Genomic DNA, 26,266 nt, shown 5'->3' with positions numbered 1-26,266 from the left:
TTACCATATCAGATATTCAGATACTTTTTATCATAGCTCTAAGAGCGTTCTGACGTAGGTAATCACCATTTAGCACATATAAGAACTAGCACGATGTAATGTCGGATATGACGTTCGTCCTTTACTACTTATTGTAGTTGGTCAACGATAGACTACTCACTTCTGACACGCAATTAATCAGAGTGTATTCCAGTATTAGCTTGCAATTAACCATACTGTTTCGTTGTATGACGTATATAACCATCTTCCGTCATAGGTGGACCATTAACCCCCTCGGACTGTCATTCAGGCAGTTTAGCTTTTATCCTCATTTACATCTTTTCACCTTGCTATTCAGTCGTATCGTAATGGTTCGATAACTTATAGCTTTCCAAACATGCTACACTCCCCGATATTTGGTTTCCCTCACGGATAAGTTTGGTGGTGATAGGCATTGTAGTCTTACCTACTCCTTGCTAAGGGAGATTTCTTATATGACCTTATGGTCGCACCTGAGTATGCCCAACCGCTCCCGCATAGGAGGTATTTAAATCTGTAGAAAATGTAGTCTCTACGCGGTGAATAGCAGCAAGATATTCCCATGGCACTCCGTACTTTTGAGAAGCCGACAGATAATGCGGCATAAATTGTGGAGGAACTCCTGCTCCTGGAATGATATTTCCGTCAATGGAATAACATCCATCCTCGAAAGAAATATCATGGCCATTCAACCAGGCAATATAATACATAGGTGTACCTGTTGCATATTCATATAACATTTCAAATATTTTTTTATCTTCTTCGTTGTAACCTTGCGAGTTTAAAATTGCATCTAACATGGAGTAGTCATATTGATGTTGATAATTCGTCTGGACATAATACGTTTCTTTGGTTTGTGGGTCACCCCCACTCCAACCTGTGGTCTGCTTTTCGTAGTCGGCGGACATGTTCCCATTCCATGCTGTGACACCTACTAATTGCGTTACCTTTCGAGTTGTCTTAGACGTACTCCAAGAACAATTTTCTCCATTTTCATCACAGGATCTTGTCCTTGTTTCGGTTACCTCTGTATAGGTTTCATATTCAAATTGTGGTTTTAATTTATCTGCAAAGATTTTCAATATTTTTTTGTAATCGTGTAATGGGTCTGCTTTACCTTTCTCCTCAAAATCTTTGGTTAAGGAGTCCATTTGTACAACTGCTGCCAATAACTCTTCGGGCACTCGGTATACAAATTGTTCAGGTTTGCTTTGATCTATCGTACTTTGAGAAAGCTCCTTAACATATTCATTTAAGGCTTGAGCTTCTGCTCCAAATTCTTCGGCTGCTTCTCCAGTCCCAACGATCGAGGTGGATATCATCATTCCCACAACAGTAACAACAATTAAAAAGCCAAATAGCAGAATCATTGGGAGACCTACCCAGGCGATAAGAGCCCCTAGCGCTTTAATTGCTAAAGCACCTAATTTTACAACCGCTTTAACAGCCAGTTTTTTTAGTTTTTGGGCGCCTTTCTTTACAAGAGCGCGGCCGGCTTTTTTGCCCTGCCGCGCTATAGTATTTTGCAATTTATTTTTATTGTTAGGCTGGTTACTAGATCTTTTGTTTTCTAAAGAGCGATTCTGCCCTTCAATAAGATCCCCTTCATCTCCACCTCTTTCAGCTTCATGCTGACTTTGTTCAAATGGAGAATTATTATATTGTTCTCCTCCTTCTTCAATTATGGTTTCTTCTTCAAAGGAGTGATGATCCTCTCTCATATCAAATCACCCCTTGTTTAAAGCGTTTCTTCTCTGCCTTTTGTCTTTTTTCAAGACGTGGATTTGGACGGTGAGAAATTACATCATTAGGATTTATAATGTAATCTATCGATGAACTTTCAACAGGGACCTTTTCTCCCCCTTGGCTATATTCATAAGTTTGTAGCTGTACTCCACTAGAAGGATTATCTGTAAATCTAGCATTTTCAATCACATATTCCTTGTATTGGACTTGTCCAGGTGTAAGTGAAGGGTTTCCTTGCCCAAATGGACTAACCCTGTACATTTTTCCGCCTTCCCCACTCATGGCAACATAGCTTCGGTGTTGCTCTACTACAACAGTAGCTTTTTTATCAGCGCTGTGCGCTTGGAAATCTTGCACTGTGAAAGCGTCATTTAAAACCTGCTGGTTAAAAGCATCATGCATTGGCTCCTGCATTTGATTCATAATTACACGTCTATTAGCTACTAAATTACCTGCATTAACTGGAAGTGGATTTTCATAAGGTACTTTGTAGCCAGCCGTATCCTTCATATACGCGCTCGATTTCATGCCTGGTTGAGTACGAGGGACTAACATATCTTGTTCAATGCTATAATCTTGGAAAACAACTTGCCCTTCTTGCAGGGCCGGATTACCCGGACCATATCCACTTACTCGATTAATTTGATTATCTTTCCCTTGAACCTGTACGTAAGAGCGATCTCTCTCTACAACAAGCTGTACTGCTCCTGAAGCAATACGAGTTTCTGTTTGCCCATTTCCTAATTCAACTACTTCTGTTTTGGCATGTCTTGCAATGTCTGACACTTCCATAGTTGAGTTTTGAACAGCATCGTTATAAGGATTTAATTTTTGGGCATATTTCGAAGCAAGGGCATATCCCCCAACCCCTCCTAATAAAGCACCTGTATAAGCAACCTTATTTTGAAAACCCTGTGCCTTTTCAACTGCATTAACCGGTACAAATGCTTCTGCTGCCGTTTTTGCAACTTGTACACTACCTCGGAAACCAGCACCATCTGTCAGTCCCTGTTTAAAAGCACCTGTAACGTGAGCTACCTTTGACTCTGATATAACTTGTTTTATCCCTGATCCCTGAGCAAAACCTGATACTGTGCCCTTAACTATAGATCCAACACCTGGCATGACAAATCCCTTTGTATTTTCTAGAGAGATTCGATCTGCCACGTCACTAACATGAGTCTGATACACTTTACCAACTTGATCTTTCCATGCCTGTTCGACTGTGTGAGGTTCAGGTATAGCTCCACCAAAATTAGAAGCATAGTTATCACTGAATGATTTAACAAAGGCTTCCTGACGTTGCGGAGTTGCCCACTGATCTGTTAGTTTAGAAGCTGTTTGATGTGCAATAGCTTCTCTCATTTCAAATCCTTTAGACATTGGCAATTCTGGGACACGTGCTACAGCACTATGAATATTACTTTCAATAGCATTTGTGATCCCCGATTGCATAAATCCTTGTTCTGCTTCTTTTTCAGAAAGACCATTAGCTGTCTGTTGTTGTATAAAATCGGATTTAGCGTTTGCTACTAACGATTGACCTAACTCTGCAGCAAATGCTTTGCGATTAATCGGAGTACTAAGAGATTTCCCGTCTGCTAGTTTCATAGCTGTCATGTTTGCAGTTTGCATATTGTCATTGAAACGAGATTGAACAGCTTGCTCCCACTGTCTACCGATTTCTACTTCACTAACTCCTTGTTGCTTTAACTGAGTAATAAAACGATCTTTATTGTCAGTCCCCCATTGGTTAGTCATAGCTTTAGCGGCCTCTTGTGCCAAATCAGAAGCTTTTGCAACCTGTGAACCACTTTGTCCTAAAGAAGTTACAGACATTCTACTAACAGCACCTGACATCTGGTTGATGATCTCCCCTGCTCTAGCGGGCTCTTGTTCTTGCCATGCTTGTAGGGCTTCAGTAGATGTAGCACTTGGGTTTTGCTGCATAAAGTCTTTTACAAATGATTGCTTTTCTGCTTCTAAACGATTTTGAGCAAAACGATTTGCAAATTCATCAGAGCGAATAAAACTATCAAGCGGTTTTCCTTTCGCCATGTCTGCCACGATAGAACGTGCCGCTCCTGTTGCTTCTTCTCCTCTTGATCGTACATGGTTTGCCCATGCTTGTTCTGCTTCTTCTAGATTCATCCCCTGTTGACGTGCTTTTTCAATGAAGGAATCTTTTAAAGCACTATTACTGTTAAGGGAACTCGTATATGCTGCTGCGGCCGCATTCGCAAGTTCACTGCCACGCGCATGATTAGCACCAGAATATAGTCCGGACTTCAAATCAGATCGTGCTTGGTTAGTAAACTCTCCCTTCTTTTGACCAACTATAGCTTGCCATTTACTTTCTACACCTTCCTCGTCTAGAAGTGGGTTTCCTGATCTAATTTGATCTTTTATATCCTTCTCATTTTGACGAGCCCATTCTCCGGTATGAATTTGTCCTAGTTCACGAGCGAGTTTTTCATTTTCCGCCTCTTTTTTAAGCTCACTGCCTGACCCCTTGATCCCTTCGAGTCCACGTTGAGCTACTTTTGCAGCAACATCGGCGGCGGCAACAGAAGAACGTCCAGCTAGTCCTCCAGCTTTGTCACCGATCATTTGACCAAGATCTCCTGCCTGACGAACAGCGTTAGCTCCAAGAGGAGAAGCAGCAATCCCTGCCATGGAACCCAAAACACCTTTTCCCATACGGCTCATGATATCTCCTCGACGTATCATCCGATCTGTTTTGGTATTTCCAACACCCACGGCATTTGCTAAAGCGTTAGCTACTGACCCACTCTTAGAATTAGCATTTTTCGATACTGTGCCATTTGGTGATAATGAATATCCATTACCGTCTATAGCTCCTTTTACAGCACCTACCATATTATTTAAAGCTGCCATTCCTGTTTGTGCCGCAAAGCTGGTAAGCTTGTTATTCATGTCACCTCCCAAATTCAGAAGTGAGCGAATTGCTTCTCCTGCTGGAATAACAATTACATATAGCATCGTAAGCTCAATAAAACCAACATCTCCCGCTTCTGTTAAACCCGTCGCTATTGTCCCAATCACCCAGAAGGTCATTGCGTGTACAGATTGAACCATAATTGTACCGAATAGCTCTCGAAGCCAAGATAATGTTACTTTTTTAGTACCGTTAAACATCCAGAGTGAAAGAAACACAGGACCCAAAATCATTAAGATCATTAATGTTAGTTTTCTCATTAAATAATAAAAATTTGCCCAGATGGTTAGTCCTGTCACTACAACCATAACCAACATCCAACCAAAGAAATTGTCTCCAGTTAGTTTAGGCCCAATTTTTTCATTAAGATCTGCGGTCATAGAGGTGCTAAACACACCTACGATAAATTTATTTATCGTAAATAATATTTCATAGAGAAAGTCGATGTTCCATAACACTATTGCGACAAAAAACCAGTCTCTAACTGCTTCGATTAATGCTGTCCGGCTTGAGGGGTTCAAACTAGTAGTTGAAATCTTAGCACCTGAAACGATAATACCAAGCACTAGAAAAAAACCTACCAAAAATGAGACTGTTGATACTCCTGGAACAAGAACGCTCTCAATCTCTTTAGCGGTAAAAGTGTTATATAATAGATTCTTGTCATCGGCTCCAATTCCATAAATAAGCGATTTTAAGTCGTGCAAATCTTTAAATGGAAACATTAATGCCTCAAAGATTCCCCTGAAGAGATTCTCAATAATCTCAAAAAACTTTTCACTAATTCCTAACACGCATAGGTCCTCCTTTCTTCCCTATTTCTTAAGCTTCGATATTATCTTTTTTCATTTCTAAGAAATTATCGAAACGAGAAGAGCATTATCATTTCCATGCTATTAAGCTTTTCTCTGAGAAAGCTGACGTTTCCGTAAAAATTCTTCTAGTACTGCTTGGTTAGATTCAATAAAGAGCATCTCTTCTTCACTTGGATTAGTTTGAAGCCATACAGAATTCTCACCGATTCTTAGAATTCCTTCTCCTTTATCCGTGTTTGCAAACAAAATGTCTATTTCTCCTTGTGTTAAATTGAAGTTCTCACGAATTTGACGCAAATCAATTTTATTTTGACGAAGGAAAAATGTTGTGAAGGTGTTGGTTAAAATTCCACGTGCTTTAGGACTCTCCAATAGACGAACAAAGTCCTGTGAGGCGTATACTAATCCACCATTTCTTTTACGAATACGACGAGCAATTTTTTCAAAGAAAGATACCGTCTGCTCATTATCAACGAACTGCCACAACTCATCAGCATAAATATACTTTTTCAAATTTGCTCGGTTGATGTCTTTGATGAAATACTCCCATAGGTAATTTAAAATGACATGGAAAGCAACCGGCCGAAGAAATCCTTCTTCAAGAGAAGAGATATTGAAGTTAATCAATCGGGCAGAATCAAGTGTTTGTGTTACCCCACGTCCTAAATAGGTTTGACCATCAAATAGTGGCATTGAACCAGTACGTAAAAATGGTTTAATAGCTGCGATCAATCTTTCTGCTTTTGGATCATTTCCACAAATCTGTTGCAAAGTCTCATAGATCTGTAAAATCTCCGGTTCTGGCTTCCGAACCTGTGACTGAACCAATTGCCCATCCACTTCACCTACTTCATTTTTAAATAAAGAATCTGGATGAGTTGTTATACCTAAATCATCAAGTACTTTGCCGATAGCTTCCTCTAAATAAGATCGTTCAAATACATCAAGTCCGTCGCTTTCTCCTCCCTTTCCTCGAACAAGAAAGTCAAAGAAGTCTAGCATTTCATTAATCTTCTCTCGAACAGGTACGAACCGCTGATATATTTTTCCATCCTTTTCGATGATTTCTTTTTCATCATCCTCCAACAGTAACTCTAATTCTTCATCTGATCCCACATCGAGTTCCACATCAGAGTAGTTCATAGAGCAAGGATTTATAATGATTCCTGATTCTTCGGTTATATCAAGGTTCACTCCATCTAAAAGCTTAGTTAACTTGACAAACTCTCCTTCTGGATCAATAATTCCTGCATAAATATTTGCGCCGGCCATTTCCCTTGCGATCTTTAATTTCATAGCTACAGATTTACCGCTTCCTGAGATACCAAATATGCCTACGTTGTAATTATCTGGCTTCCAAGATTCATTGCCGAAAGAATTAATGAATTCCAAGCGTCCGTCTATTTTATTAATGCCGAAGGGTACTCCGCCTGTGTAAATACCTGAACCCGATATAAAGGGAGAAAAGGTACCTAGCGCTCGTCTATCAAGATTTCTTAAGGTGTCATGAAGATAATTTTTTCCGATAGGAGATATACTGAGAAAAGCCTTTTTGATTCGGCTATAGGCGGTGACGAGTTTAAAGAAACTTCCTGCTAGCAAATCCTCCAAATACTCAGAATAGCGATCTAATTCTCTTTTCGAGTTCGCGTATAGCATCATGGATGTAGAAACATGAAACATATCGTTTTCTGAGAACTGAATTTCATCCATGAGGATGGTCGTATCATCGATTTTTGTCCTCAAATCACTAATTTGGTCAATATTTCCTCGAGTGGTTTGCCAGCTTAGGTTCGAACGTAGCATGGTCTCCTGCTTTTGTAGGGATCGTACAGCTTGTGTTTTAGGAACTTTGTGTATATCAATCATGACGTCAACTTCACCAGATGATAATATCTCATTCATCCAATTGGTTTGCATTTTTCTTGGATACCCGTCTCGCGGAATGTATATAGGACGGAAATATGTTTCTGTTCCGACGGATTGTTTAATCACCCCATAATCTTCCGCTTTGATTTGTACTCCCTCCGGTGCTATCACGTCCCAATAATTTGGTTGATTTTCTAGCTGATAGACAGGTGTTTCATTCGGATCATAATCATCTTCTTCTATCTCTTGTTCTTCTGATACTTCCTCTTCCAGTTCCTCCTCCACTTTCTTTTTTGCTTTCTTTTCCTTCACTTTTTTATCTTTTTTCTTAAACATAATAAGTGTGATGCCTCCTTTCCAATATTGATATCATCCAGTTTGTTGCAACATCTCTTTGACCATTTCGATTTGACTTTGGTCTTGATCAGCAGTAGAGTAGGTCGCAAGCATTTCCCGCTCTTTCACATTTTTATATTTAGTTTTCAATGCTTTTCTTCGATTAAACGCATGGTATAACACTTCGATAATTCCTTCTGTAGTTAACAAATCCACTTCCATATAAGACTTACGAAGTATCGTTTTAGCGGCATTTAGTCGACGATATAATTCAGAAAAAGCCTTCTCCTCGATTTTGTCTCTCTGCTCTCGTTCATTACCAGAGTTAGCTCCTGAGAGAGTATTTAGGTTCACTTTATAAGTGAATAGAATATATCGCTTTACTTCATAGCGAGGGGCTGATAATTGCCATCTCTCCATGTCCGCCAGCATGGTCTGACCATAGATAACTGCATTCGGTGGTAAATCCAGTTGAGTTTCAAGGTTTTTCCGCATTTCACCAATAGGTTCATCTAAATCTACATACCGTGCCTGAAGATAGATCTTGATATTATAATTTAAGGTTGCAAGCCAAGATTCAAAGTTTCCGTCAATTGCTTCTTGTTCGTCTTGAGAACGAAGAAAATAGTTACATGGACGTACCTCTGCAAACATAATGAATTCATTATCTTTGAGGTGAATCATGTGATCTTTTATGTCTTCTATGTTGTCAAGTAAATCAGCAAAGACATCAGGTTCTTCTTCAATGTAAACGTCCTCGTCATTACCTTTCTTATTGTTCTTTTTCCGACTGTTTATTGCTTTCTTTTTGGCATTTTTTCTTTTTCGATCTGACATTACTTTTTCAAATCCCGATCGCGCTTCTTTTGTCGCAGCTGTCTCTTTCCACGGTATAATTGGACGTTTGCTTATTTTTGCGTAAACGATCCAAAAAACGATTCCCAGAACGAGAAAGAATAGTAAATCGCCCATCTATATTCCCTCCATCCATTTTTTTGTTTTGAACCCCTTACGCCATACGCCAATTTGCGTTTTGCCTCCTAATTTGACGAGCAGGTAGTAATCCAGGAACATTCCATATTTGCCGATTTTAAAGAAAGCGAGTGGCAAAACAATAGCCAAAACAGGTAGAGCAGCTACAAAGCAAATAACTAGTCTTACAGTGAATGGGAGAATACCAAACAGATTAAATACAAAGGGGATGAACGTATATAATAATGATCCTCCTATAATGAGATAAATCAATTGACGCATTGAAACAATTCCAAGTATGACTTTTTGCTCGCTACTCATATCCACTGGTACGCTTACTTTCCTCACGTTTTAACACCTACTTTCTACTATGTTTTTTGCAAAAACAGCCTCTTTTCCGACGCTTGCGAAAAAGAGGCTGCACTGTTTGCAACGGACTGCTTTTCCTCTCAACATTGAGAGGTTACTTTAGCCTTTAACATTTGCAAGTAAGCATCCGCTTTAATGGTTATACAAAAGGAGTAATAAACGCAGCTGCAGTTTGCATTAGATCGTGTGGTGGTAGAATCATACCAGTCTTCGTTGCAGCTTCGGGAGTAGAGCCGAAGCCCTTAATCCAACCTGCAATCTCCAAACATTTATAGACTACCCAGCCCCCAATAAAGGCCATACCAAGTCCTATAAAACCTTGTGTACGCGCTTGTGGATTTCCTTGAGCAGTTGCAAGCTTTGCACCTGCAAAAATAATACAAGCAATAACAACAAATCCGCCGATACCTAGCCCTACCATTAAGATAGTGTTCATGTCTGCGAAGATCCCATTATCTACAGTTGTGGTATTAGATACTTGTTTGCCATTTACATTAATTTTGCTAAATGCTGCATGAGCTGGGCTGTTAAAAATCGGTAACATGACCATGACAGCTAATGCCGTCATCATAACTGATAACTTGCCCATGCTTTTTTTCACCTCTGTCACTTCCCCTCACCTCCCTTAAATGGAATCAGTCATCAAACCATTGCTTTACGAAAAGGTCGTTACCCGCCAAAGCCAGCAATCCAGCCGGCCATATAAAGACAACGGTAAACAATCCAACCACCGATAAAAGCAACGGCTAGTCCAATGAATCCTTGTGTTCGAGCCTGCGGATTTCCTTGGGCAGAAGCTAACTTTACTCCTGCGAAAATAATGGATCCTACTACAACAAATCCAGCCAAGCCAAGAATAATACCTAGCCCGAAGTTCATAGAATTGAAAAAGTTACTTGAATCTACTGCTTTTGACAAAGAAGCAGAAGCCGGTGCCCCCATTATTACTGGCCAGGTTGCTATAACAATTACTATCGCTAAAAGTAGCTTTATTGCTTGTCTCATGCGGGAAAACGCCTCCTTTCGCTATCATGGAATGATTGATTAACATTTTTTAAAACACAGGTTTCTTTACCTGTTCACCCGTAAGTATGTAGGGGAATGCATGCCATTCTAAGACCTTTTTTTAAAAAAATTGCTTTTTTTTAAAACTCTTTTGTTTTAACATGCGACTAACGTTTTACCCCTTATCAATAAACACTTCTCACTAAAAAAGGACTTGCTGCACTTTAGATGCTCAAGTCCTTTTGCTCTTTTTAATTCTTTTTTAGATAATTTTTTTATGGGTATTTCTTTTGCAGCTTTGAAATAAAGTTTGATTTAAAACACCTCACAAAACAGCATTTTACGGCAATTAAAAAGAATCCATTTTGAAAAAAAGATTGATCAAAATGGATTCCTATCCAGCAGACTTATTTTCATTTTTATAAAAAAGTTTGATTATTTTCTACCTAAATTGCTCCACAATCGCGCCCTATTGTGGGATATTGGAACATACGAAAAAGCTGTAAAAATGGCATGTCAGTTATTTTACTAAAGCACCCGTTCATATTATTTATAAGGTAATTGCTTAATCACTGTAAGTATAAACCTTATTCTGAGAAATATTTTTTGATTATTTATAAGGTCAGTGATAAGCTTTTAAGTCTTTTGCCCGATAAAGTTGCATTTAATCATCACTTGACCTTCTATGTTCAAAATAACCATAAAACGGTTAGAATTGAATATGGCAGATTTTCTGTTAGTTCAAATTGATCACCCTGTTAATATCTTGTTAACCATTTAACCTAATAAGATATGATTTACATCATCAGGTATAAGGTTGAAAACACTAATTCGCTTTTAGTTTTTCATTTTTTGTTTGAAACCCCTTCACAATTAACCAGGCCGCTAAACTCATCTCATAAACGCCCACAGGTAGAGCAATGAGTCCTTTTGCTGTAGAGAAAGGTTCTACTACCCCAAACATTTCTAACAAACCGGCTATGAATACTAAAACGGCTGTAGTCATACCAAATAGTGCTAGCGGTTTTGGCACTAAACCGGTTCTAAAAAGTAAATAGCTATACATAATAGTATTTAAGCCCAGCATAAGGTTTGGGCCTAGCATAGAAGTCCAACGATGAAAAGCTTGCAATACTAAACCGATAGCGAAAAGATTTTCTTCACTTGCTAAACTGCCTGCTTCATAATATTTACTCATATGCAATAACCCTAATATACTTACCAAACCAATTGAAATAAAAACAGCTTCCATAAACCGAAAACAGAGATACCCTAATGCGATATGTTCATTCCAACGCCGAATATAAGGAAACAGCATGACGGCTGTTCCAATAGCTGTCACTACAAGTAAAAAATCATTTATTACACCGATCAAAACCTTCGTTTGAAATCCATTTGCCACGGACATATACCATTGGTCTGACAAGACCGGCTGATAAAAGATAACCGCTATGACTGAAGTGGCTGCAGCTGCAATGTATAAAATACCTATTATTATTCCATTCATTCTATCTTGCGTCATTACCTTTCCCTCCTTGGAATAACTACTTAGTTAATTGCCTATGTTATACTAGTTACAAAATACCTAGATATAAGGAGCTATTATGGACCATTATGAAGTAATAGAGGATGCTTTGATCTATATTGAAAACAATATACAACAACCTTTATCACTGGTTTCTGTTGCTGATACCTTCAATATGTCCAAATACTATTTTCACAGGCTTTTTTCTGCGATGATGGGTTGTTCATTAAATAATTACATACTATCCAGAAGATTAAATGCTTCACTAAAATTAATTCAAAACGATCACTTATCTCTAACAGATATTGCTTATCAGCTAAACTTTGGAACTCAATCATCATTTACCCGTGCTTTCAAACGTCAATATGGTATAGCACCCCGTTCACTTAGAGTAAAAGATCAGTCTATATCTCAGGTGCCAATCCCTTCTGTGGTCAAAAGATCCGTAAAAAACATCAATGGTGATATTGTCACTGATTTCACCTTAACGGAACTTGAAACAATCAGGGTGAGTGGTATAGCCTTTGAAGTTGATTTAGCAACTGATGATTATAAGACTAAGATTCGGTCTCATTCAAAAATGCTTTTAGATAGCATTGATCAGACAATAAATGGTTCATGTTATATCATCTATTCAGACTGTCAGCCAAATTCAACCCGTTTCAAGGTTCTTTTCGGGATTCCGCATGATATACAGATAGATAAACCCTATTATTTTACCGTTGATATACCACAGCTCTTTTGTGCCAAGTTCAAATATTTTGGTGATCTCCTTGACATAGGAGATGTCTTCATAACTGATTTTGCAAGATTTTTAAAAATCTCCAAGCAGGAAGCTGAGAATTCACACATTGAACTTATTCAAGTTTTTGATAACATTCACAACCTTGATTCAGCCTATCACATATATACGCCTATCAAAAAACTACCTATTGATTCTGATTTTTAATTTCCATTTAAAGTGATCATACCCTTACTACGCTCCTTTCTAATTCATGAAGTTAATTTGAATAATAATAAGGTATCAAAAAAGGGGGCGTTAGACTTTCCAAATCTTGCTGTGATAAATTAAAAGGGGATTACAGGAATTTTTTTGTACCAAAAAAGGCACCTCTTTTGAGATGCCTTTAAATCAACTATTACGCTTATTTTCTTGTTTAACTTTTCTGCACCTTTAGTTTAAGTATATTCCTTCGCAATCTCTTCTAAAATATCCATTTATTTTGAAAATAAGTTATTCAACAATCCGGGCCTTGAGTGGAGTAATATACTGGAGTTTTACAACATCGACAAGCACACAAAAAGAAAAATCCTGTATTAATTAATACAGGATTTTAATCAAACTTTATTACAAATTATCAATCTTTTTTATAAATTATCAAACTTTGTTATAAAGTTACATCTTTTTGAATCATACTTCATACTTAAACCTAACAAAATTCTGTTTATGCAGGTAATCACGAAAGGTGATTAGGATATTTGAAGAAGCATTTCGAGTTATACTACAAAATAAAAAAAGCACAGCTACATTAATAGTAGCTGTGCTTTTTTTGTTATTTATAGTTTATTAAAAATCAGTTATATAATTCTCTTTGTTAATTACACAGTCTTAAGATTCTCAAAATGGCAAGTCCCCATCATCAATATCGATTGGTGTTCCTTCATTAGCAAATGGATCATCATAATTACTAGTATTGTTTGTATTATAACGAGGAGTGTCCTCTTGATAGCCTCCTCTTTCTTCTGGAGGATTTTCATGTTGATTTTTAGTAGAGTTAATACGTGGCTCTAGAAATTGAACACTCTCAGCAACTACTTCAACAACATATACTCGTCGTCCATGTTGGTCTTCATAAGTTCGTGTTTGTATTTGTCCATCTACTCCAGCTAAGCTTCCTTTCTTCAGGAAGTTTGCTACGTTTTCTGCTGCTCGGCGCCAAACCACACAATTGATGTAATCCGTCTCCCTCTCTCCCTGCTGGTTCGTGAATGTACGATTCACAGCAAGTGTAAAGGTAGCAACAGACACTCCGTTATTTGTTTTACGAAGTAATGGATCCTTTGTTAATCGACCTACTAAAATTGTTCTATTCATCATAATGTGTTCACTTCTCCATTCAATTTCTTTTTATAATTCCTGCAGACCATGGAACCAATCATTTTTATTTGGATCTGCTGATTTGTACCTTCCGAATCAAATGCTCTTTTACTGTTTAATATTCTTACTTATTTTTTACTTCCTTTAAAGAAAGGCCTTGCTTTTTTAATACCATGTAAAAAGTCCAAAACATTTCTTCCCTAGCCATATGTTCCGGAAAATCAAGTGTAATTAAATCAGCTGCTGGTTTTCCACGAAACGAGAAGTGAATCACATCACCATAAGCACCATCAGCTCCAGTTAAAATATTTTCATCATTTATATTAAACTGTGCACTATCACAGCCTAGTTGTATTTCTTTTCTCTGCAATTCTTCCTCTGTGTTGCTGAAGATATCGCCCTTATTGTCTAATTTGAAGAGCGGTTGCCCTATTTCATTGTACTCGTTGTCTTTTTCTATAATTAACAATTTAGCTGTCGGAACGGTATAAAATTCTTCATCAAATTTGTGAGTTTCTAACGATACTACTAGATATAACACTACGTTCTTGTATGTTTTGGATAATGTTATTTTTTCTAAAATTTCCTTTTTGAGTTGACCGAAATAATGCGGGTCTCCTACTACTAATTCAAACCTTTCAGCATTTGTAGTGTAAATTCTTCTCATTTTCTTTTTCCTCCGTATTCATATCCTTTTGCGGATCAATTATTTGCTCAATTCCTTGCCAGCAAAATATCCCTTATTCCTGAGAGAAAGATATCCATTCGTGGTGACAATCAAATGATCAAACACTTGAAAGCCTAAGATCTCAGCAGTTTGTAATACTCGCTGGGTAAGTTCAACGTCCTGCTCGGACTCAACCAGTTGACCACTGGGATGGTTATGATAGAGAATCAACGAAGCGGCTGACTCTCTAAATGCATCCTTAAAGATTTCTCGCTGATGAACAAACAGGCTGTTGACCGTTCCAATCGATACTACTTTTCGGTGAATCGGAACTTGTGCAGCATTTAAATACACAACCAGAAAGTGTTCTCGATCTTTATTAGCTATCCATTTCCCTAATGCATAAGCATCAGATGCAGACTTAATTGGTCTATTAGAAGCGGTAAACGCTTGATAATCGTTATATCTCTCACCTAATGCGAAGGCACTCTTTATGATAATTGCAGACTGCTTTGTTAGTCCTTCTTCCTCGAGTTCAGAAATTGACATATCATATAAGCGTCCAATGGAATATTGCCGGATATACTCTGCTTCCTCTCCAATTAATGCATGCAAAATTTGAAAGAGATCTGCCTGATTCGGTCCTATATAAGACAACCAGTTTTGGTCCAACATCTGTTCAACCCCCTTTATTTCTAGGAAATCTAGGTGAAGATAACTCTCTAAACCAACTATTGTGGCGAATTTAACTCCACTGCTTCCACGTATCCGTATGTTAAATATTGGTTAATTTCATAGGCAGACATGAGTTCCATTTGTCCCCAGTCTGCCTCGAATTCGAAATCTTTTTCTTGATTTGGTTCTTCCATTTTTATATTTGTATTTTTAGAATGAGTCTTAATATAGTTCTTTAATTCTTGTAGAGTAAAAACGCCGCGCAACCTCATACTTGTCCAGCTTTTCCACTCATCACAAGTCATTAATATGAAAAGTTCCATTACTGTATTTATCCTCTCAATCACTTATTATTTAATAATCCATTTGCAATTCTAACTTTTCTTTCCTTTTTAAAAGCTCACGTGGCTTACGCATAGAGACAATTTTTAAATCTACAGTTTCAGCAGCCTTTTTTGTAATGACAAGCCCCTCTGCAGATGTATATCTCGTTTTTTCTCTTCCAATGTGAGTAACTATAATTGCATCCTCTGAATGTAAAATGTTCTGAAGATCCGTGACAATAGAAATATAATCACCCGACTCTTTGTTATATTGTTTAAATACGCTTTTCCCATTCTCGTTAATTAATGAAAAGTATCCCTTTCTTTTAGGATGAGATACAACGTCATTACCACAAAGATCCTTTAATTTTTTCTCATCGATCACTCTAAAATAGTTAGTTCGCTCAAAAGAAACACAGCTATTCATGTTTCATTCCTCCAAAACGTATTGTTATGAATCACTGAAAAAATTAACAGAAAAAGTATTTCCAAAGTTTCACTGGCAAAGAGTCTATTTCTTTGCTTTCTTTTGTTGCTCTTTCACGAAAATACTTTTCTTTCTCAAACTTCCAACGAACCGGTTTGCCATGTTCCTCTTTTACATTATCAAGAAGAAAATCAACCATCTCTAAAGCTTTGTCATAGTAATACACACCAGTAGAGTATTGTATTTCTTCAAATTTCGTTTGAATAATTATGGTTATTTCCTCCGCTTGGCGTCCTTTGATATGTGAAAAATCATCAAGCGCCTTTGCGTAATAATCATTCGCCTGAATAGCTTTTCGTTGTGCCGTCTTAATCAGATGATCCACACGTTTTTTCATTCTTTCCTTAATGACTTCTCGATCCTTTTTGGTAGTAGTTGTGTCCACTAAATACAATTTGTTGTTCATTTGTTTATCCTCCAAAATTTTTTATTTAATAAACACAAAAAAGCCTTCTGGCAAAAAAGGACACATTTTGTGTGTTCTCTTAAGCCAGAAGGCCTGTGCTTATTAGTGAGTTTAAAAAGAAAAAAATTAAAAAAGTAAAAATGTAGCTGTTTAAAGTATAGTTGAAAACCCTTGAATTATCAAGCTTTTTCCTGGTTTTCCATCTATATGAAAAGAAAAATCTTTTTAAAAGAAAAAACGGTTTGTGGATTTCTGGAAGACTAGCAGGTTACAATAAATATACCAGGAACAAGTTACTACTATTTTGGTAAGGAGGAATTCACTTATGATTAAATTACGGTTACCTTTAGCAAGCAAGTCTTATTCTTATATTACAGCTTCTGCTCATTTTTCAAACGGGAAGGTAGAAGTTCATCTAGCAGATCGGCCGTCACCAAGAAGTAGTGTCTCTATTATTGATGCGATTGAAGAAGTGCAGGAGCAGATCTTGGATCATTTAAAAATTCAAGAACGCGTTTTATACTTTTTACGTGATTCAATTTGGGTTTTATACGGTATCGATGGCAATGTATATAAGTATCACTTTGGTGATCTAGTAGAGCTATCTCCTAATCATCCATTAGTCAAAGATGAAATGCTAGATGTCATGAATGCTGCAAGAGAGAAGTTAATTTCTAAAACTACTCATCTCCATCAACAAATGGTTTTATCACTTTTCTAAGAGGGGGAATAAATATGAATGCGCAACTTATTGGAGAAAATCCCTTCAACTTTAGAGCAGAATTCGAAGAGTCCCGCTCCCATTATTTGGTCACAAATTACGATACCGGACGACGACGCGTTTTAGCTTTTGGTTTTCCAACGGAAAGAGAAGCTGAAATTTGGATCGAAGAGCAGCAGCTTCTTTTTATATTACCAGATGAGCCGGAAGCTTCTATCTAAACCAGCTTGTTAAATACAAGGAGGACTCCATTATGGCTCAAATATAAAAGGCGGCTTTCTCTGTTACAAAGAGTAGCCGCTTTTATTACATTGCTATTCCGATCAACCACCTTAAATCATTTAGTCATTGTGTTTGACATGATTCCTACTGAAGCCACTGCCTGGTTAATTGCTGTATCCATTGTTGAAGGATCTGTATAAAACTCATTTAAAGCACTAATATAATAGTATTCACTCTCCAAAATAGTATAACCCTTTCTATCTAGCCAGTATAGTGCATTGGATACCGCTTCAAACTTTTGATCTCCCGTGAACTTCACCCAATTGTAGCCGTTTGCGCTTTTAATATAAGTATCATTGTTCTCATTATTGTTAGAGCTGGATTGAACCCCTGGATTTGAAGAAACACCTGATGCAAGGGCCCCTTTCACTTCACCTGATGACGTGATAAGAGTTGGTCTAACCTTTGGTTCTGCTCCTGTTTCTACCTCTGCTTGCGTCAAACCATTATACGTTCCAGACATAACTTGTTTTTTATCTAACGTATCAATTAAAATAAGTATTTCATTGTCTGGTATTTGCCCTGTATTTCTGTCAATGCCAAAATTGGCAGCTACAAAATGAAATGATTTTGCATATACTTCGTAAGCTGGAAACTCTGTATCATTAAGATAGACTTTCATTCGATTTAAAAAACTGTATACTGGAAGCAAATCTTTAAACTTCTCATTATAATCTTCATAAAACTCAACTAAATAAAGATATTGTTCGCTAATTTTTAGTCTAGCAAACTCCTCATTCATTTTAATAGTAAGATAAACTTGGTTTTGATTCTCAGAGGGGGTTTCATGTTCGTGCTCTACAATATATTTGTTTGAATCCAAGTATGCGTCTCTTTCTTCCTCCGTTGGAACCGCTTCGGCAACCTCTTCCTCTTCTTCGGTCGCATCTACTTTTTCCTCGCTCTCTGAAGAGCATGCCGTTAAAAACAGTAAACATGATGCTGCCAAAAAATATTTTTTCATCATTCTCTCCCACTTTCCAACTTTATTAACTAGTTCCATTCATATAAGTATCTTTATAGTTAATGAAAATAAAAGCCTGTATCTCCCATTAACTAAGTTAAGTGAAGATACAGGTATAAGATATTAAACGGTAATCCTAACGGTTGCTAAACCTCAGATAGAACATCAATGTATAATTCAGAATCATGCATAAGCATAGATACACCTAGCTCTTCCCAACATTGTAAAACCGCTTGGTTTAACTCATCAAATGCAGAAGAGCTGTTCCAATTGGGATAAGTACTGTAAAGTGCGGATAAGGCTTGGTCTATTCGATTCCAAGTATCTAGGTAATAAGAATGTGAAATGCGAGACAGAATTTCTTTGTCTACGTCATTAGATTTATCAATATCATCCACTTGTTTTCTTAAAGGGTGCAGAAACCCAAAGGATTGAGCTGTGTAATAAAACAACAAATCTGTTGATTGGCGAAAATTATTTATTAGCTCTAGGGTATCTCTATTATCTCGATAGTTGTCTATATATTCTTTGCTTTTTTCCTTTACGTACGTTATATGGTCGATGACATTTTCAAATGTATTTATCATTATCTTAGGAGTTGCCGTTGAATAGGAACAGCGGTTGGCGAAGTATTCTGACCAAATTATATTTGAATGATCTTGGAGTAAAGCTTCCAATCTGTTACGGTTATTCCCCATATTTAAAAGGAGATTAAGAGTATGCTTAGTATACGGATTATCATGAACATGACCAAGCTCATGATGTATATAGTGAACAATATCGCTAGATGTTTCTTCATTATAAAGACCGTTAATAAGTCCTTCATGCAAAAAAATTGCTTGAGAGAACTCAGTCCCTTCATTGTAAGTGATCACCTTGGCGAATGCTGCACCACTCTCTGAGTCCCTGTGACCAATCTCTTCTTTATTGTGAGACCTTTGGAACTCTATCACTTCAGCTGTAAAATCGGAAGGGACTATTACCTGTCTTAATGAGGAAATATCTAATGGAGTAGATAAATCAGTAATTAAATCCCTTAAGTGTTGTTCAACAAGTTGCTTGTCTTCATCCGTAAAAAGAGATGTATTTAAAACAATTTTCATATACTGCTCCCCCAATACAAAAGAATATTAGATACATTCTACCAGTATTGAGGGGATATAAGATACAGTTTATGGGTAATTATTTATAATATTCCATTCGGTCTTTCATCTCGAATTGGAAATCAATATACCGTTTAATTGCAAGGATATAATGATTTTTTGAATTTGGATATTCTTTCTCAATAGCCGCTGTTAAACTAACAGTCATCTCATTTTCTCCCTTATAGATTCCTCTGTTAACAAGTCCATTTAAACGGCCTTCATAATCTTTTGCAGAACTTTCACTTATACGATATTTCTTCATTAGATAGTCCTTGTATGTCATCTTCTTAACTCCTTTAGTTTTTCCCTTTGTTTTTAGGTCTTCTGTTTTTTTCTGCATAGTTATGATAAATCCTTCTATTTATTAACTTTATTAAAGTATCTTGTTCTCATAACAATAAACACACATAACTCTTTTTTTATTTTTATGGAGGATTTGTTTTCGTTTTGTTTCTCTACTGGTCACTTGCACTTTCCCATTTTAAAATAAAAAAAGAGTACCGTTATTTAACGGATACTCTTTTTCTCTTGGTTTATTAATTGGTTGAAATATTAGCTTCTTTTCTTCTAAACATATTCTTCATTCGAACATGAAATCGTAATATTGCCTTTTTAACTTCCCGGGCAATGGCTCTTCCTAATGGCTGTGGAACTCCATTAGCAACTTGCTGCTGCATCTTGCTCAGTCGTCCTTTAAATACAAAAGAATCGTCTATACCAAAGAGTCTTGCGGCTTCTCGTACACTTAAAATCCGATTTTCATCTGGCGGCATAATGACTGCCTTTCGGAAATTCACAATAGAGCAAGCAGGCTTATCCCACTCTAATCTTCTATACATAGTCGAGTGTGTACCTTTTGGTCGAATGTCTTTTGGTATGTCATGGATATTTCCACCTGGAGGAACAAAAGACATTCTCTTTCTTGTTTCCTCTTTAGGGATAGAAACATCTTGTTGGTTGGGCAATAAACCATGTATTCCACGGAAAGCGTCACGCACAGTCTGATAAGTCCGAACGATTGGCTCTGGCCATTCTATTTTTCCCACCTTCGATCCAACGAGAAAAGCTCTTTTTCGGTGCATGCTAGCTCCGTAATCCGCGGCATCTAGCACTTTAGCATCTATTATAAAATCGCTAAGCTCCTGTTTGATCTCCTCAACAAATTGTCCATTACCCGCTGTTAACAGCTGAGGGACATTTTCAAGGACAAATATTTGAACGTTAGGATTTTCTTTAACAGTTTTAATGTATTCTCTCACTAACACATTGTTAGGATTATCTAAGTAATTGGTTATTCGATTAGAATTAGAAAATCCCTGACATGGCGATCCTCCGATTAATATGGGTACAGTCGGTAAAGATGCTTTATTCACTTTCGTAATATCCCTTACTTGAACATGATCCCCTATGTTTTCTCGATAAGTTTCCGCAGCATCAGGGTCCTGTTCGATTGCATAAGCAATGTCAAAGCCTTCCTGAATAAACGCATAGTCCATCATTCCAGCTCCACTGAACAGACTTCCAATTTGTAGAGGTACCTCCAACTCTTTTAAAGGAGCGGTATCTGCCATAGATACCAACTGACCAGTTGACTCCGAGAGGCTTGTAACAGTTGAGTGAATCCAGTCTTGGCTTATATCACCAGCTGCCATTCTTAGCTGATCGCGCGCTATTGATATGGAAGCCTTCTTATTTACTTTTAAAAAATGAGTAATATGAGAAACATTTTTTCCGACTTTTGTAAAAGTGGATTCTATGTCTTCATCTTTCACATATCCCTCTACTAAAATTCGATCCTCAAATATTTCAATCTGTAGGTAGTCCACTTCTTTGAATATGGAGAGAACCTCTTTTTTTCGAATATCAATAACAGGGAAAATTTCTTCTTTTCTTTTCCTTTTGGAGACAACGTTCCCTTCAGTGGATTTGGGAAGAATAATAATTTTTTTATTTTTTGGATCAAGCACCCATCGATACTTTTCACCGGGCTTAAATTGTGTCTCTTTTAATTCGTTATCTTGCAGATATATTCCTCTTGAAGAAGGTTTTGCAGTTCTTTTTTTAATTAACATCTCTTTCTCCTCGTTTCTGCTTATTGTTCTCTAATAAATGATTGCTAAGTGATAGAAAAAAGAAAGACCTTATTCCAAAGATTGCTGGGATAAGGTCTAGTCTCTATTATTAATAAAGTTTGTTATAAAAAGTTTTGGTCTAAATCATCTTTATTTCTTATTTTGACTATCATGGCATAGAGACCGCCTTTTAACGGATAGTCATGGAGGATTAAGCCAGTCCAATAGTTATCTTTTATCAATCTTTTAACCATTCCTCTATCATTAAAAGGAGTTTCCTCTTTTGAATTACTGATAAAGAAAGTATGTTTGAGAGAATAGGAATCTTCATCCATCATTGCATTTACGATTTCTTCAAACCGTTCATCTCCAAATACCCCTCTAAATACGTCTGCTGAATCAGAATCTTCATCAAATAACTCATTAAAAGTAATAGTTACTTTATTTTGATCATCAATTACAGATAGTACTTCTTCACTGTTCATATAAACTATATTTTCAGAGCTAAATTCTAAACTCTTAATTGTTGTAGCCATCTTGGGCCTCCTTAACTTATATCTCAATTAATTTTGCTAATTTGATTTGAAACAGATAGGTTTTTTTGCTTATCTAATTCTTCTCGATATTCCTTAAATGACATAAAAGCTTTAAATATATCGCCATTTTTTTTATAGAGTATTAGTCTCGCCTCTCTATAGTGACGATGTAAGTCATGTCCTACAGTTCTTGCCACAGTATTTCTTCCCAGTATCTTTTCTTCAATTATTTCATCGAACATATTTTTAATGAGTACGTTCCATTTGTCCTTACCTTTAAAGTATTTAACTTCAATTAAAAATGGTTGTACTTGTTCTGAATCAATAACTGTCACGTTTATGATGACATTTTTTTCTCTAAAACAGCATTGGCATTTACTTTTATATAAATTTTTATTTATAACTGGATTAATCATCTTTACTGTATTTTTACTGAAACAAGAATCACATTCCCATTCCAATAAGATATTGGCCTCATTAATCTTGATCATTATATTCCTCTTTCCTTTCTTTTCTTTTAAAATGAAGCGACTTATTAAGCCTTTGTTGCTTCATACTCTACAAAACAACCACAACCACCTATATCCCAAATGTCAAATTGGATCGGTTGTTTCTCTAAATCCTCTAAAGACAAGGTTTTCATAAAAGTATAGGGTTTATTAATGGCTTCCCCTTTTTTGTTTTGTCCGAATAGACGATTTTTTGATTTTAAATAATTAGAGTTATTTAAGATGTTTTTTATCTTATCTGACTTTTGTCCGGTGCTAACAAATCCCCATACATCTTTAAACATATGATCTGGTAGCATCCCTTTTTTGATCGCTGGCTGTTTGCAGTAACGTATATATTCGCTAATAACAATTTCTTGTTCCTTTAATTCAGTAAAAGTCTTTTCGTCTTTCATTAATAGATTTTTAAAATGCCCTTGACCTGCTTTTACACATCGACCTTTACAATTATTATGAGCAAATTGCATATCGTACATTCTAGGCTGCTTGATGTGATACAGCTTAAGAACAGCGTCATTGTCTATAATGTTATTAATCAATGGCATTTCCACTTTGAAAGGCTTCCAGTTAGCTCTGATAGGTCCTTCTCTATGAAGTTCTTCGAAACCGATCCCAAAATAAAGAGTTGCATCTGACACAAAATCTTCATTCTTTAGAAATTTCTTGTTATACCACTTTTCAATCTCTGGAACCTTCCCTTTCTTTAAATAATCAGCCGCCACTTTCATTTTCAACTCTTTTGAACAAGTTCCTACTCTACTATTGGCCATAAATTTTTGTTGTACCATAAGCTGTGGTGGTGTAATACCTCTACTGTGGATTAACATTGGTAATTTCAATTTATCGGCTGCTTCGTAAATAAAACGATAAAGATCCTCATCCTCCCAAAGCGTGTCTGTAAAATAAAGAACGATGTTGTCTTCTTTAGAAGCATTGCTTTTTACATAATCCGCTACAGCAAAGCTACTTTTGCCACCTGAAAAAAATATAATATGGTTCATTATTTATTCACCCCAAAATGTTATTAACTCAAAAGATCTTCTGCTTCTTACTCAAATAGCGTTAGCTGCTCTATCTTAATTGGCATATCTTCCAGATGACTGACAAGCGTAGCAGGTACGATACAATCTGAAAATGTGATTTGCCAATCCTCGTCTATAGCTAAGATGGCTCCGTTCCTGATCGTATGAATGGAAAAATGATATTTGACCACCTCTCCAACTTCAAATCCAAAATCATGCTCTTTAAAGACTTTGCGCCAAATCGGAACAAGTTGATTACGTTCCTCATGCCTTCCTTGCTTTAATAACTCATGCATCTTCTTGCTAATTTTTTTGAAATTCGTCATTAACAAAACTCCCTATCTAGCAAAGGTTTAATATTATTGCTTTGCATTATTAAAGACATACTTATTAAAATGTCTGTTCCATACAACGATAAAAGCCCACCAGAATGATTGAATATACCCAGCTTTTACTAGCTGTTAGATCAATTCACCCGGTGGGTTTATAGTTGAAAGATGGTCAGTAAAATTCACTTTTTTAATGCGTCACAAAAAACTTTCCATACCTTCTTCTTATTTCGCTGAACCTGTTTTCAACCTCATTACCAATTGTTGTCATTGTCATAACATTTAGCTCCTTAATAAAATATTTTAGTTAGCAAGTGTCTCATTTGTTCCAGTGTACTGTGCTCGTTATAAACCGCTTTTTGGATGAATTGTTAGGTCATAGGCCAAAGAAGCTTTATCACCTGGTACTTCGACGATAGATACAGCTTTAGTTCCTCTAATTAAAAGAAGTGGCTTGGAACAAATTCTTTCGATATGTTCATTTAATTGCTCTCTTGAGTCAAATTCGAATTTGCCAATACCGGTAGAATCATTATCCTTCCATAGAACACTATATATAGGCATCTTATGTCCTCCTAAATTAATAATTATTGTTCATATTGACTTTTCTTTATGGTCAGATAAAAACAACTTTTTTCACATAGACAACATAATCACTTACATAATCACTGAAAAATTTACTCTTAACAATCATACAACCGCAGTTGCTTTCTTGTTCTCCTCCTATTGTCATAAGATTTCAACAACAAAAAAGCCCACCGGTATGATTGTTCATAAACAGCAAAAATAGCTGTTCAATCAAATCACCCGATGGGCTTGTAATTGTTGATATGGTTAAATAAAAAAGAAAAAAGAAATTGTTACTTTCTTCATTATAACTATTTATTTACCAGTTTACAATGATATGGACTATCTTGTATTTTAAATCATCGATCAGCTTCATATACCGCAAAAAATGCATATTTACCAGGATTAAAAGGCCGATTGCTGCCAATATGCAATAGTTAAGATTTATACATTTCCGCCCTTTTAGCCTGTTCTTTTTCCTTGACCTATGACATTATATTTTCCTTATCTATTGTTAAAAATAACTTTTTATTCTATCATCTTAACTTCATAATCCAGAATATCATCCCATGTCAACCATTCTGGTTTATCACTCTCTGCAAAGCTCTCCCACAATGCTTTCATTATTTCAATTTGTTCTTTCTCATCTTCTGCCCACAATGCTTTTTTACCTCTTCCTCCATACCCTAAATAATATTCGCAGTCACTTTTCAAACGGCTCAACATTTGATATCTAAACTTTTTATCTGACTGTAAAATACTTTCATATCCTGTCATATTATCCTCTCCCTGTATAAAATTAGAATTTGATATATAGTTTGTGTCGAAAGCGAAGCAGATGAGTGCTGCTACAAATTATTTATGAAAGATCATTTTTATTTACGTAAGAATCTTAGGCTGGGCAACGTCTTTGACAATACTAACCAACCATTCCATCAAGTTAATCCGCTTTTGAATATACTCAATGCTTATTGATTTGTTTGTAGATGCTGCTAGACTCCTCATTTGCTCTAGCCATTCCTCGGCTTTACCTATGTTTTCATTCCTTTGTGCGTTCTTTTCACTCACAGGAAAATTAAACTGGTTAGTTTCTTTAACTTTACTAATCAACCATTCTAACAAGGTAATCCGGTTATGAATAAATTCAATATTTTCCTGTTTTTTTGTTGAAGCCAAAAGATCTTTCAGCCTTCCTAGCCATTTTTCTACTTCCTGCATATTTCCCCTCATGATTTCATGTCTCCTTTGCTTATTATATGTTTATAGACTGACGTACAATTAATCTTCTAAGGGCCATAAATTACCGTCTTTTGTCCAACAATCGGTAATTTCCATCCGAAACGCTTTATTTGAATCATCCCAGTTATAAACAGAGCAGGATGCCATTATTTTTCTACCGTCATATACAAGCATTTCTTGTCTGCCTGGCTTATATTCTTTTCCAGATAATAAATAGGTCTTTACCTTCTTAGGCAAGTTGTCCCAATTAATAATATCTTCTTGCAACTGACTAATAGGTTTGGTCAAACTAATCACTGTAATCATGATATTTTCTCTCCTTTTTCTTCTTTCCTTATTTTTTTCATTTCCCGAAGGCTAGAAAGCAGTGCTTTATTAGCTCTTTCTTCTCCATATCTCTCTTTAACTGAGTAGTAATGGGATTTTATATCTTTTACAGCAATATAGTGGCCAGCTCTTTCCGCTTCTAAGGACAACTGAAAGAAATAGGGCTCAACAGGCGTTTTACTTGTCATCATTGTTTAATGCCTCCTGTATCATCACAAAACCGTTTAATAATTAGAAAAGCGTTCCCTAACAGTTGCGGAACGCTTTATTACTAAATATTTAT

Annotated in this window: 30 protein-coding genes; 3 read left to right on the top strand and 27 right to left on the bottom strand. The window is 36.5% G+C overall.

Annotation, left to right across the window (positions count from 1 at the left end; translation table 11 throughout):
- Nucleotides 1-479 precede the first annotated feature (479 nt).
- From ACH0BF_RS19750 to ACH0BF_RS19715, 8 genes are all read right to left on the bottom strand, one after another.
- A complete protein-coding gene (locus ACH0BF_RS19750) occupies nt 480-1,739 on the bottom strand; it encodes a lysozyme family protein (RefSeq protein ID WP_406910117.1) in 1,260 nt (419 codons plus the stop codon).
- Nucleotide 1,740: 1 nt separating this feature from the next.
- Nucleotides 1,741-5,517, bottom strand: coding sequence for a type IV secretion system protein (locus ACH0BF_RS19745; protein ID WP_406910116.1), 3,777 nt, complete (start codon nt 5,515-5,517; stop codon nt 1,741-1,743).
- Between the two features lie 102 nt (nt 5,518-5,619).
- A complete protein-coding gene (locus ACH0BF_RS19740) occupies nt 5,620-7,743 on the bottom strand; it encodes a VirB4 family type IV secretion system protein (RefSeq protein WP_406910115.1) in 2,124 nt (707 codons plus the stop codon).
- A 33-nt stretch (nt 7,744-7,776) separates the two neighbouring features.
- Nucleotides 7,777-8,715, bottom strand: a complete 939-nt coding sequence (locus tag ACH0BF_RS19735) for a hypothetical protein (RefSeq protein ID WP_406910114.1) — start codon at nt 8,713-8,715, stop codon at nt 7,777-7,779.
- Nucleotides 8,716-9,063: a PrgI family mobile element protein gene (locus ACH0BF_RS19730; protein ID WP_406910113.1), complete on the bottom strand. Its 348-nt coding sequence runs from the start codon at nt 9,061-9,063 to the stop codon at nt 8,716-8,718.
- Nucleotides 9,064-9,223: 160 nt separating this feature from the next.
- Complete coding sequence (locus ACH0BF_RS19725) at nt 9,224-9,694, bottom strand: hypothetical protein (protein ID WP_406910112.1); 471 nt, start codon at nt 9,692-9,694, stop codon at nt 9,224-9,226.
- A gap of 59 nt (nt 9,695-9,753) precedes the next feature.
- Nucleotides 9,754-10,089, bottom strand: a complete 336-nt coding sequence (locus ACH0BF_RS19720) for a hypothetical protein (protein ID WP_406910111.1) — start codon at nt 10,087-10,089, stop codon at nt 9,754-9,756.
- A gap of 826 nt (nt 10,090-10,915) precedes the next feature.
- On the bottom strand, nt 10,916-11,611 hold the full coding sequence (locus ACH0BF_RS19715) for a DUF4386 domain-containing protein (protein WP_406910110.1): 696 nt from the start codon (nt 11,609-11,611) through the stop codon (nt 10,916-10,918).
- 82 nt (nt 11,612-11,693) lie between these two features.
- Between ACH0BF_RS19715 and ACH0BF_RS19710 the strand changes: the two genes are divergently transcribed.
- A complete protein-coding gene (locus tag ACH0BF_RS19710; RefSeq protein WP_406910109.1) occupies nt 11,694-12,563 on the top strand; it encodes a helix-turn-helix transcriptional regulator in 870 nt (289 codons plus the stop codon).
- A gap of 669 nt (nt 12,564-13,232) precedes the next feature.
- Here ACH0BF_RS19710 and ssb read toward each other — a convergent pair.
- The 6 genes from ssb to ACH0BF_RS19680 all read right to left on the bottom strand — a co-directional run bounded on the left by ssb (nt 13,233) and on the right by ACH0BF_RS19680 (nt 16,270).
- Nucleotides 13,233-13,712, bottom strand: a complete 480-nt coding sequence (ssb, locus tag ACH0BF_RS19705; RefSeq protein WP_406910108.1) for a single-stranded DNA-binding protein — start codon at nt 13,710-13,712, stop codon at nt 13,233-13,235.
- A gap of 124 nt (nt 13,713-13,836) precedes the next feature.
- On the bottom strand, nt 13,837-14,379 hold the full coding sequence (locus ACH0BF_RS19700) for a hypothetical protein (protein ID WP_406910107.1): 543 nt from the start codon (nt 14,377-14,379) through the stop codon (nt 13,837-13,839).
- A gap of 39 nt (nt 14,380-14,418) precedes the next feature.
- Nucleotides 14,419-15,054, bottom strand: coding sequence for a JAB domain-containing protein (locus tag ACH0BF_RS19695; protein ID WP_406910106.1), 636 nt, complete (start codon nt 15,052-15,054; stop codon nt 14,419-14,421).
- A gap of 56 nt (nt 15,055-15,110) precedes the next feature.
- Nucleotides 15,111-15,377, bottom strand: coding sequence for a hypothetical protein (locus ACH0BF_RS19690; RefSeq protein ID WP_406910105.1), 267 nt, complete (start codon nt 15,375-15,377; stop codon nt 15,111-15,113).
- Nucleotides 15,378-15,408: 31 nt separating this feature from the next.
- Complete coding sequence (locus tag ACH0BF_RS19685) at nt 15,409-15,804, bottom strand: hypothetical protein (RefSeq protein ID WP_406910104.1); 396 nt, start codon at nt 15,802-15,804, stop codon at nt 15,409-15,411.
- 43 nt (nt 15,805-15,847) lie between these two features.
- Nucleotides 15,848-16,270, bottom strand: a complete 423-nt coding sequence (locus ACH0BF_RS19680) for a hypothetical protein (RefSeq protein WP_406910103.1) — start codon at nt 16,268-16,270, stop codon at nt 15,848-15,850.
- Between the two features lie 325 nt (nt 16,271-16,595).
- Between ACH0BF_RS19680 and ACH0BF_RS19675 the strand changes: the two genes are divergently transcribed.
- Nucleotides 16,596-16,991, top strand: a complete 396-nt coding sequence (locus ACH0BF_RS19675; protein ID WP_406910102.1) for a hypothetical protein — start codon at nt 16,596-16,598, stop codon at nt 16,989-16,991.
- A 14-nt stretch (nt 16,992-17,005) separates the two neighbouring features.
- Nucleotides 17,006-17,212 carry a hypothetical protein gene (locus tag ACH0BF_RS19670; RefSeq protein ID WP_406910101.1) on the top strand — a complete coding sequence of 69 codons (207 nt, stop codon included), beginning with the start codon at nt 17,006-17,008 and terminating at the stop codon, nt 17,210-17,212.
- Between the two features lie 116 nt (nt 17,213-17,328).
- On the opposite strand, the gene ACH0BF_RS19665 is transcribed toward ACH0BF_RS19670, so the two are convergent.
- The 13 genes from ACH0BF_RS19665 to ACH0BF_RS19605 form a co-directional block, all read right to left on the bottom strand.
- Nucleotides 17,329-18,240 carry a hypothetical protein gene (locus ACH0BF_RS19665; RefSeq protein WP_406910100.1) on the bottom strand — a complete coding sequence of 304 codons (912 nt, stop codon included), beginning with the start codon at nt 18,238-18,240 and terminating at the stop codon, nt 17,329-17,331.
- 143 nt (nt 18,241-18,383) lie between these two features.
- Nucleotides 18,384-19,340 carry a hypothetical protein gene (locus tag ACH0BF_RS19660; protein ID WP_406910099.1) on the bottom strand — a complete coding sequence of 319 codons (957 nt, stop codon included), beginning with the start codon at nt 19,338-19,340 and terminating at the stop codon, nt 18,384-18,386.
- Between the two features lie 79 nt (nt 19,341-19,419).
- Complete coding sequence (locus ACH0BF_RS19655; RefSeq protein WP_406910098.1) at nt 19,420-19,665, bottom strand: hypothetical protein; 246 nt, start codon at nt 19,663-19,665, stop codon at nt 19,420-19,422.
- A 253-nt stretch (nt 19,666-19,918) separates the two neighbouring features.
- Nucleotides 19,919-21,454: a DNA cytosine methyltransferase gene (locus ACH0BF_RS19650; protein WP_406910097.1), complete on the bottom strand. Its 1,536-nt coding sequence runs from the start codon at nt 21,452-21,454 to the stop codon at nt 19,919-19,921.
- A gap of 122 nt (nt 21,455-21,576) precedes the next feature.
- Entirely contained in the window at nt 21,577-21,990 is a 414-nt protein-coding gene (locus ACH0BF_RS19645; protein WP_406910096.1) for a hypothetical protein, read from the bottom strand.
- Between the two features lie 23 nt (nt 21,991-22,013).
- Nucleotides 22,014-22,481 (bottom strand): hypothetical protein, encoded by a 468-nt coding sequence (locus ACH0BF_RS19640; protein WP_406910095.1) that lies wholly within the window; start codon nt 22,479-22,481, stop codon nt 22,014-22,016.
- 44 nt (nt 22,482-22,525) lie between these two features.
- Nucleotides 22,526-23,500: a phosphoadenosine phosphosulfate reductase domain-containing protein gene (locus ACH0BF_RS19635; RefSeq protein WP_406910094.1), complete on the bottom strand. Its 975-nt coding sequence runs from the start codon at nt 23,498-23,500 to the stop codon at nt 22,526-22,528.
- A 47-nt stretch (nt 23,501-23,547) separates the two neighbouring features.
- Complete coding sequence (locus tag ACH0BF_RS19630) at nt 23,548-23,847, bottom strand: hypothetical protein (RefSeq protein ID WP_406910093.1); 300 nt, start codon at nt 23,845-23,847, stop codon at nt 23,548-23,550.
- Nucleotides 23,848-24,195: 348 nt separating this feature from the next.
- On the bottom strand, nt 24,196-24,414 hold the full coding sequence (locus ACH0BF_RS19625; protein WP_406910092.1) for a hypothetical protein: 219 nt from the start codon (nt 24,412-24,414) through the stop codon (nt 24,196-24,198).
- A 531-nt stretch (nt 24,415-24,945) separates the two neighbouring features.
- Nucleotides 24,946-25,194, bottom strand: a complete 249-nt coding sequence (locus tag ACH0BF_RS19620; protein WP_406910091.1) for an LPD11 domain-containing protein — start codon at nt 25,192-25,194, stop codon at nt 24,946-24,948.
- A 102-nt stretch (nt 25,195-25,296) separates the two neighbouring features.
- The gene (locus ACH0BF_RS19615) at nt 25,297-25,647 is read right to left on the bottom strand and encodes a hypothetical protein (RefSeq protein WP_406910090.1); all 351 of its coding nucleotides are present in this window, start codon (nt 25,645-25,647) and stop codon (nt 25,297-25,299) included.
- 48 nt (nt 25,648-25,695) lie between these two features.
- Nucleotides 25,696-25,962: a hypothetical protein gene (locus ACH0BF_RS19610; RefSeq protein ID WP_406910089.1), complete on the bottom strand. Its 267-nt coding sequence runs from the start codon at nt 25,960-25,962 to the stop codon at nt 25,696-25,698.
- Entirely contained in the window at nt 25,959-26,174 is a 216-nt protein-coding gene (locus ACH0BF_RS19605) for a hypothetical protein (RefSeq protein ID WP_406910088.1), read from the bottom strand. Before ACH0BF_RS19605 ends, ACH0BF_RS19610 begins: the two co-directional genes overlap by 4 nt.
- Between the last annotated feature and the right edge of the window lie 92 nt (nt 26,175-26,266).

Source organism: Pseudobacillus sp. 179-B 2D1 NHS (assembly GCF_045370945.1).
Lineage (GTDB): Bacteria > Bacillota > Bacilli > Bacillales > Domibacillaceae > Pseudobacillus.
Note: the sequence above shows the minus strand (reverse complement) of the source record. Positions and strands in the feature narration are given on the sequence as shown.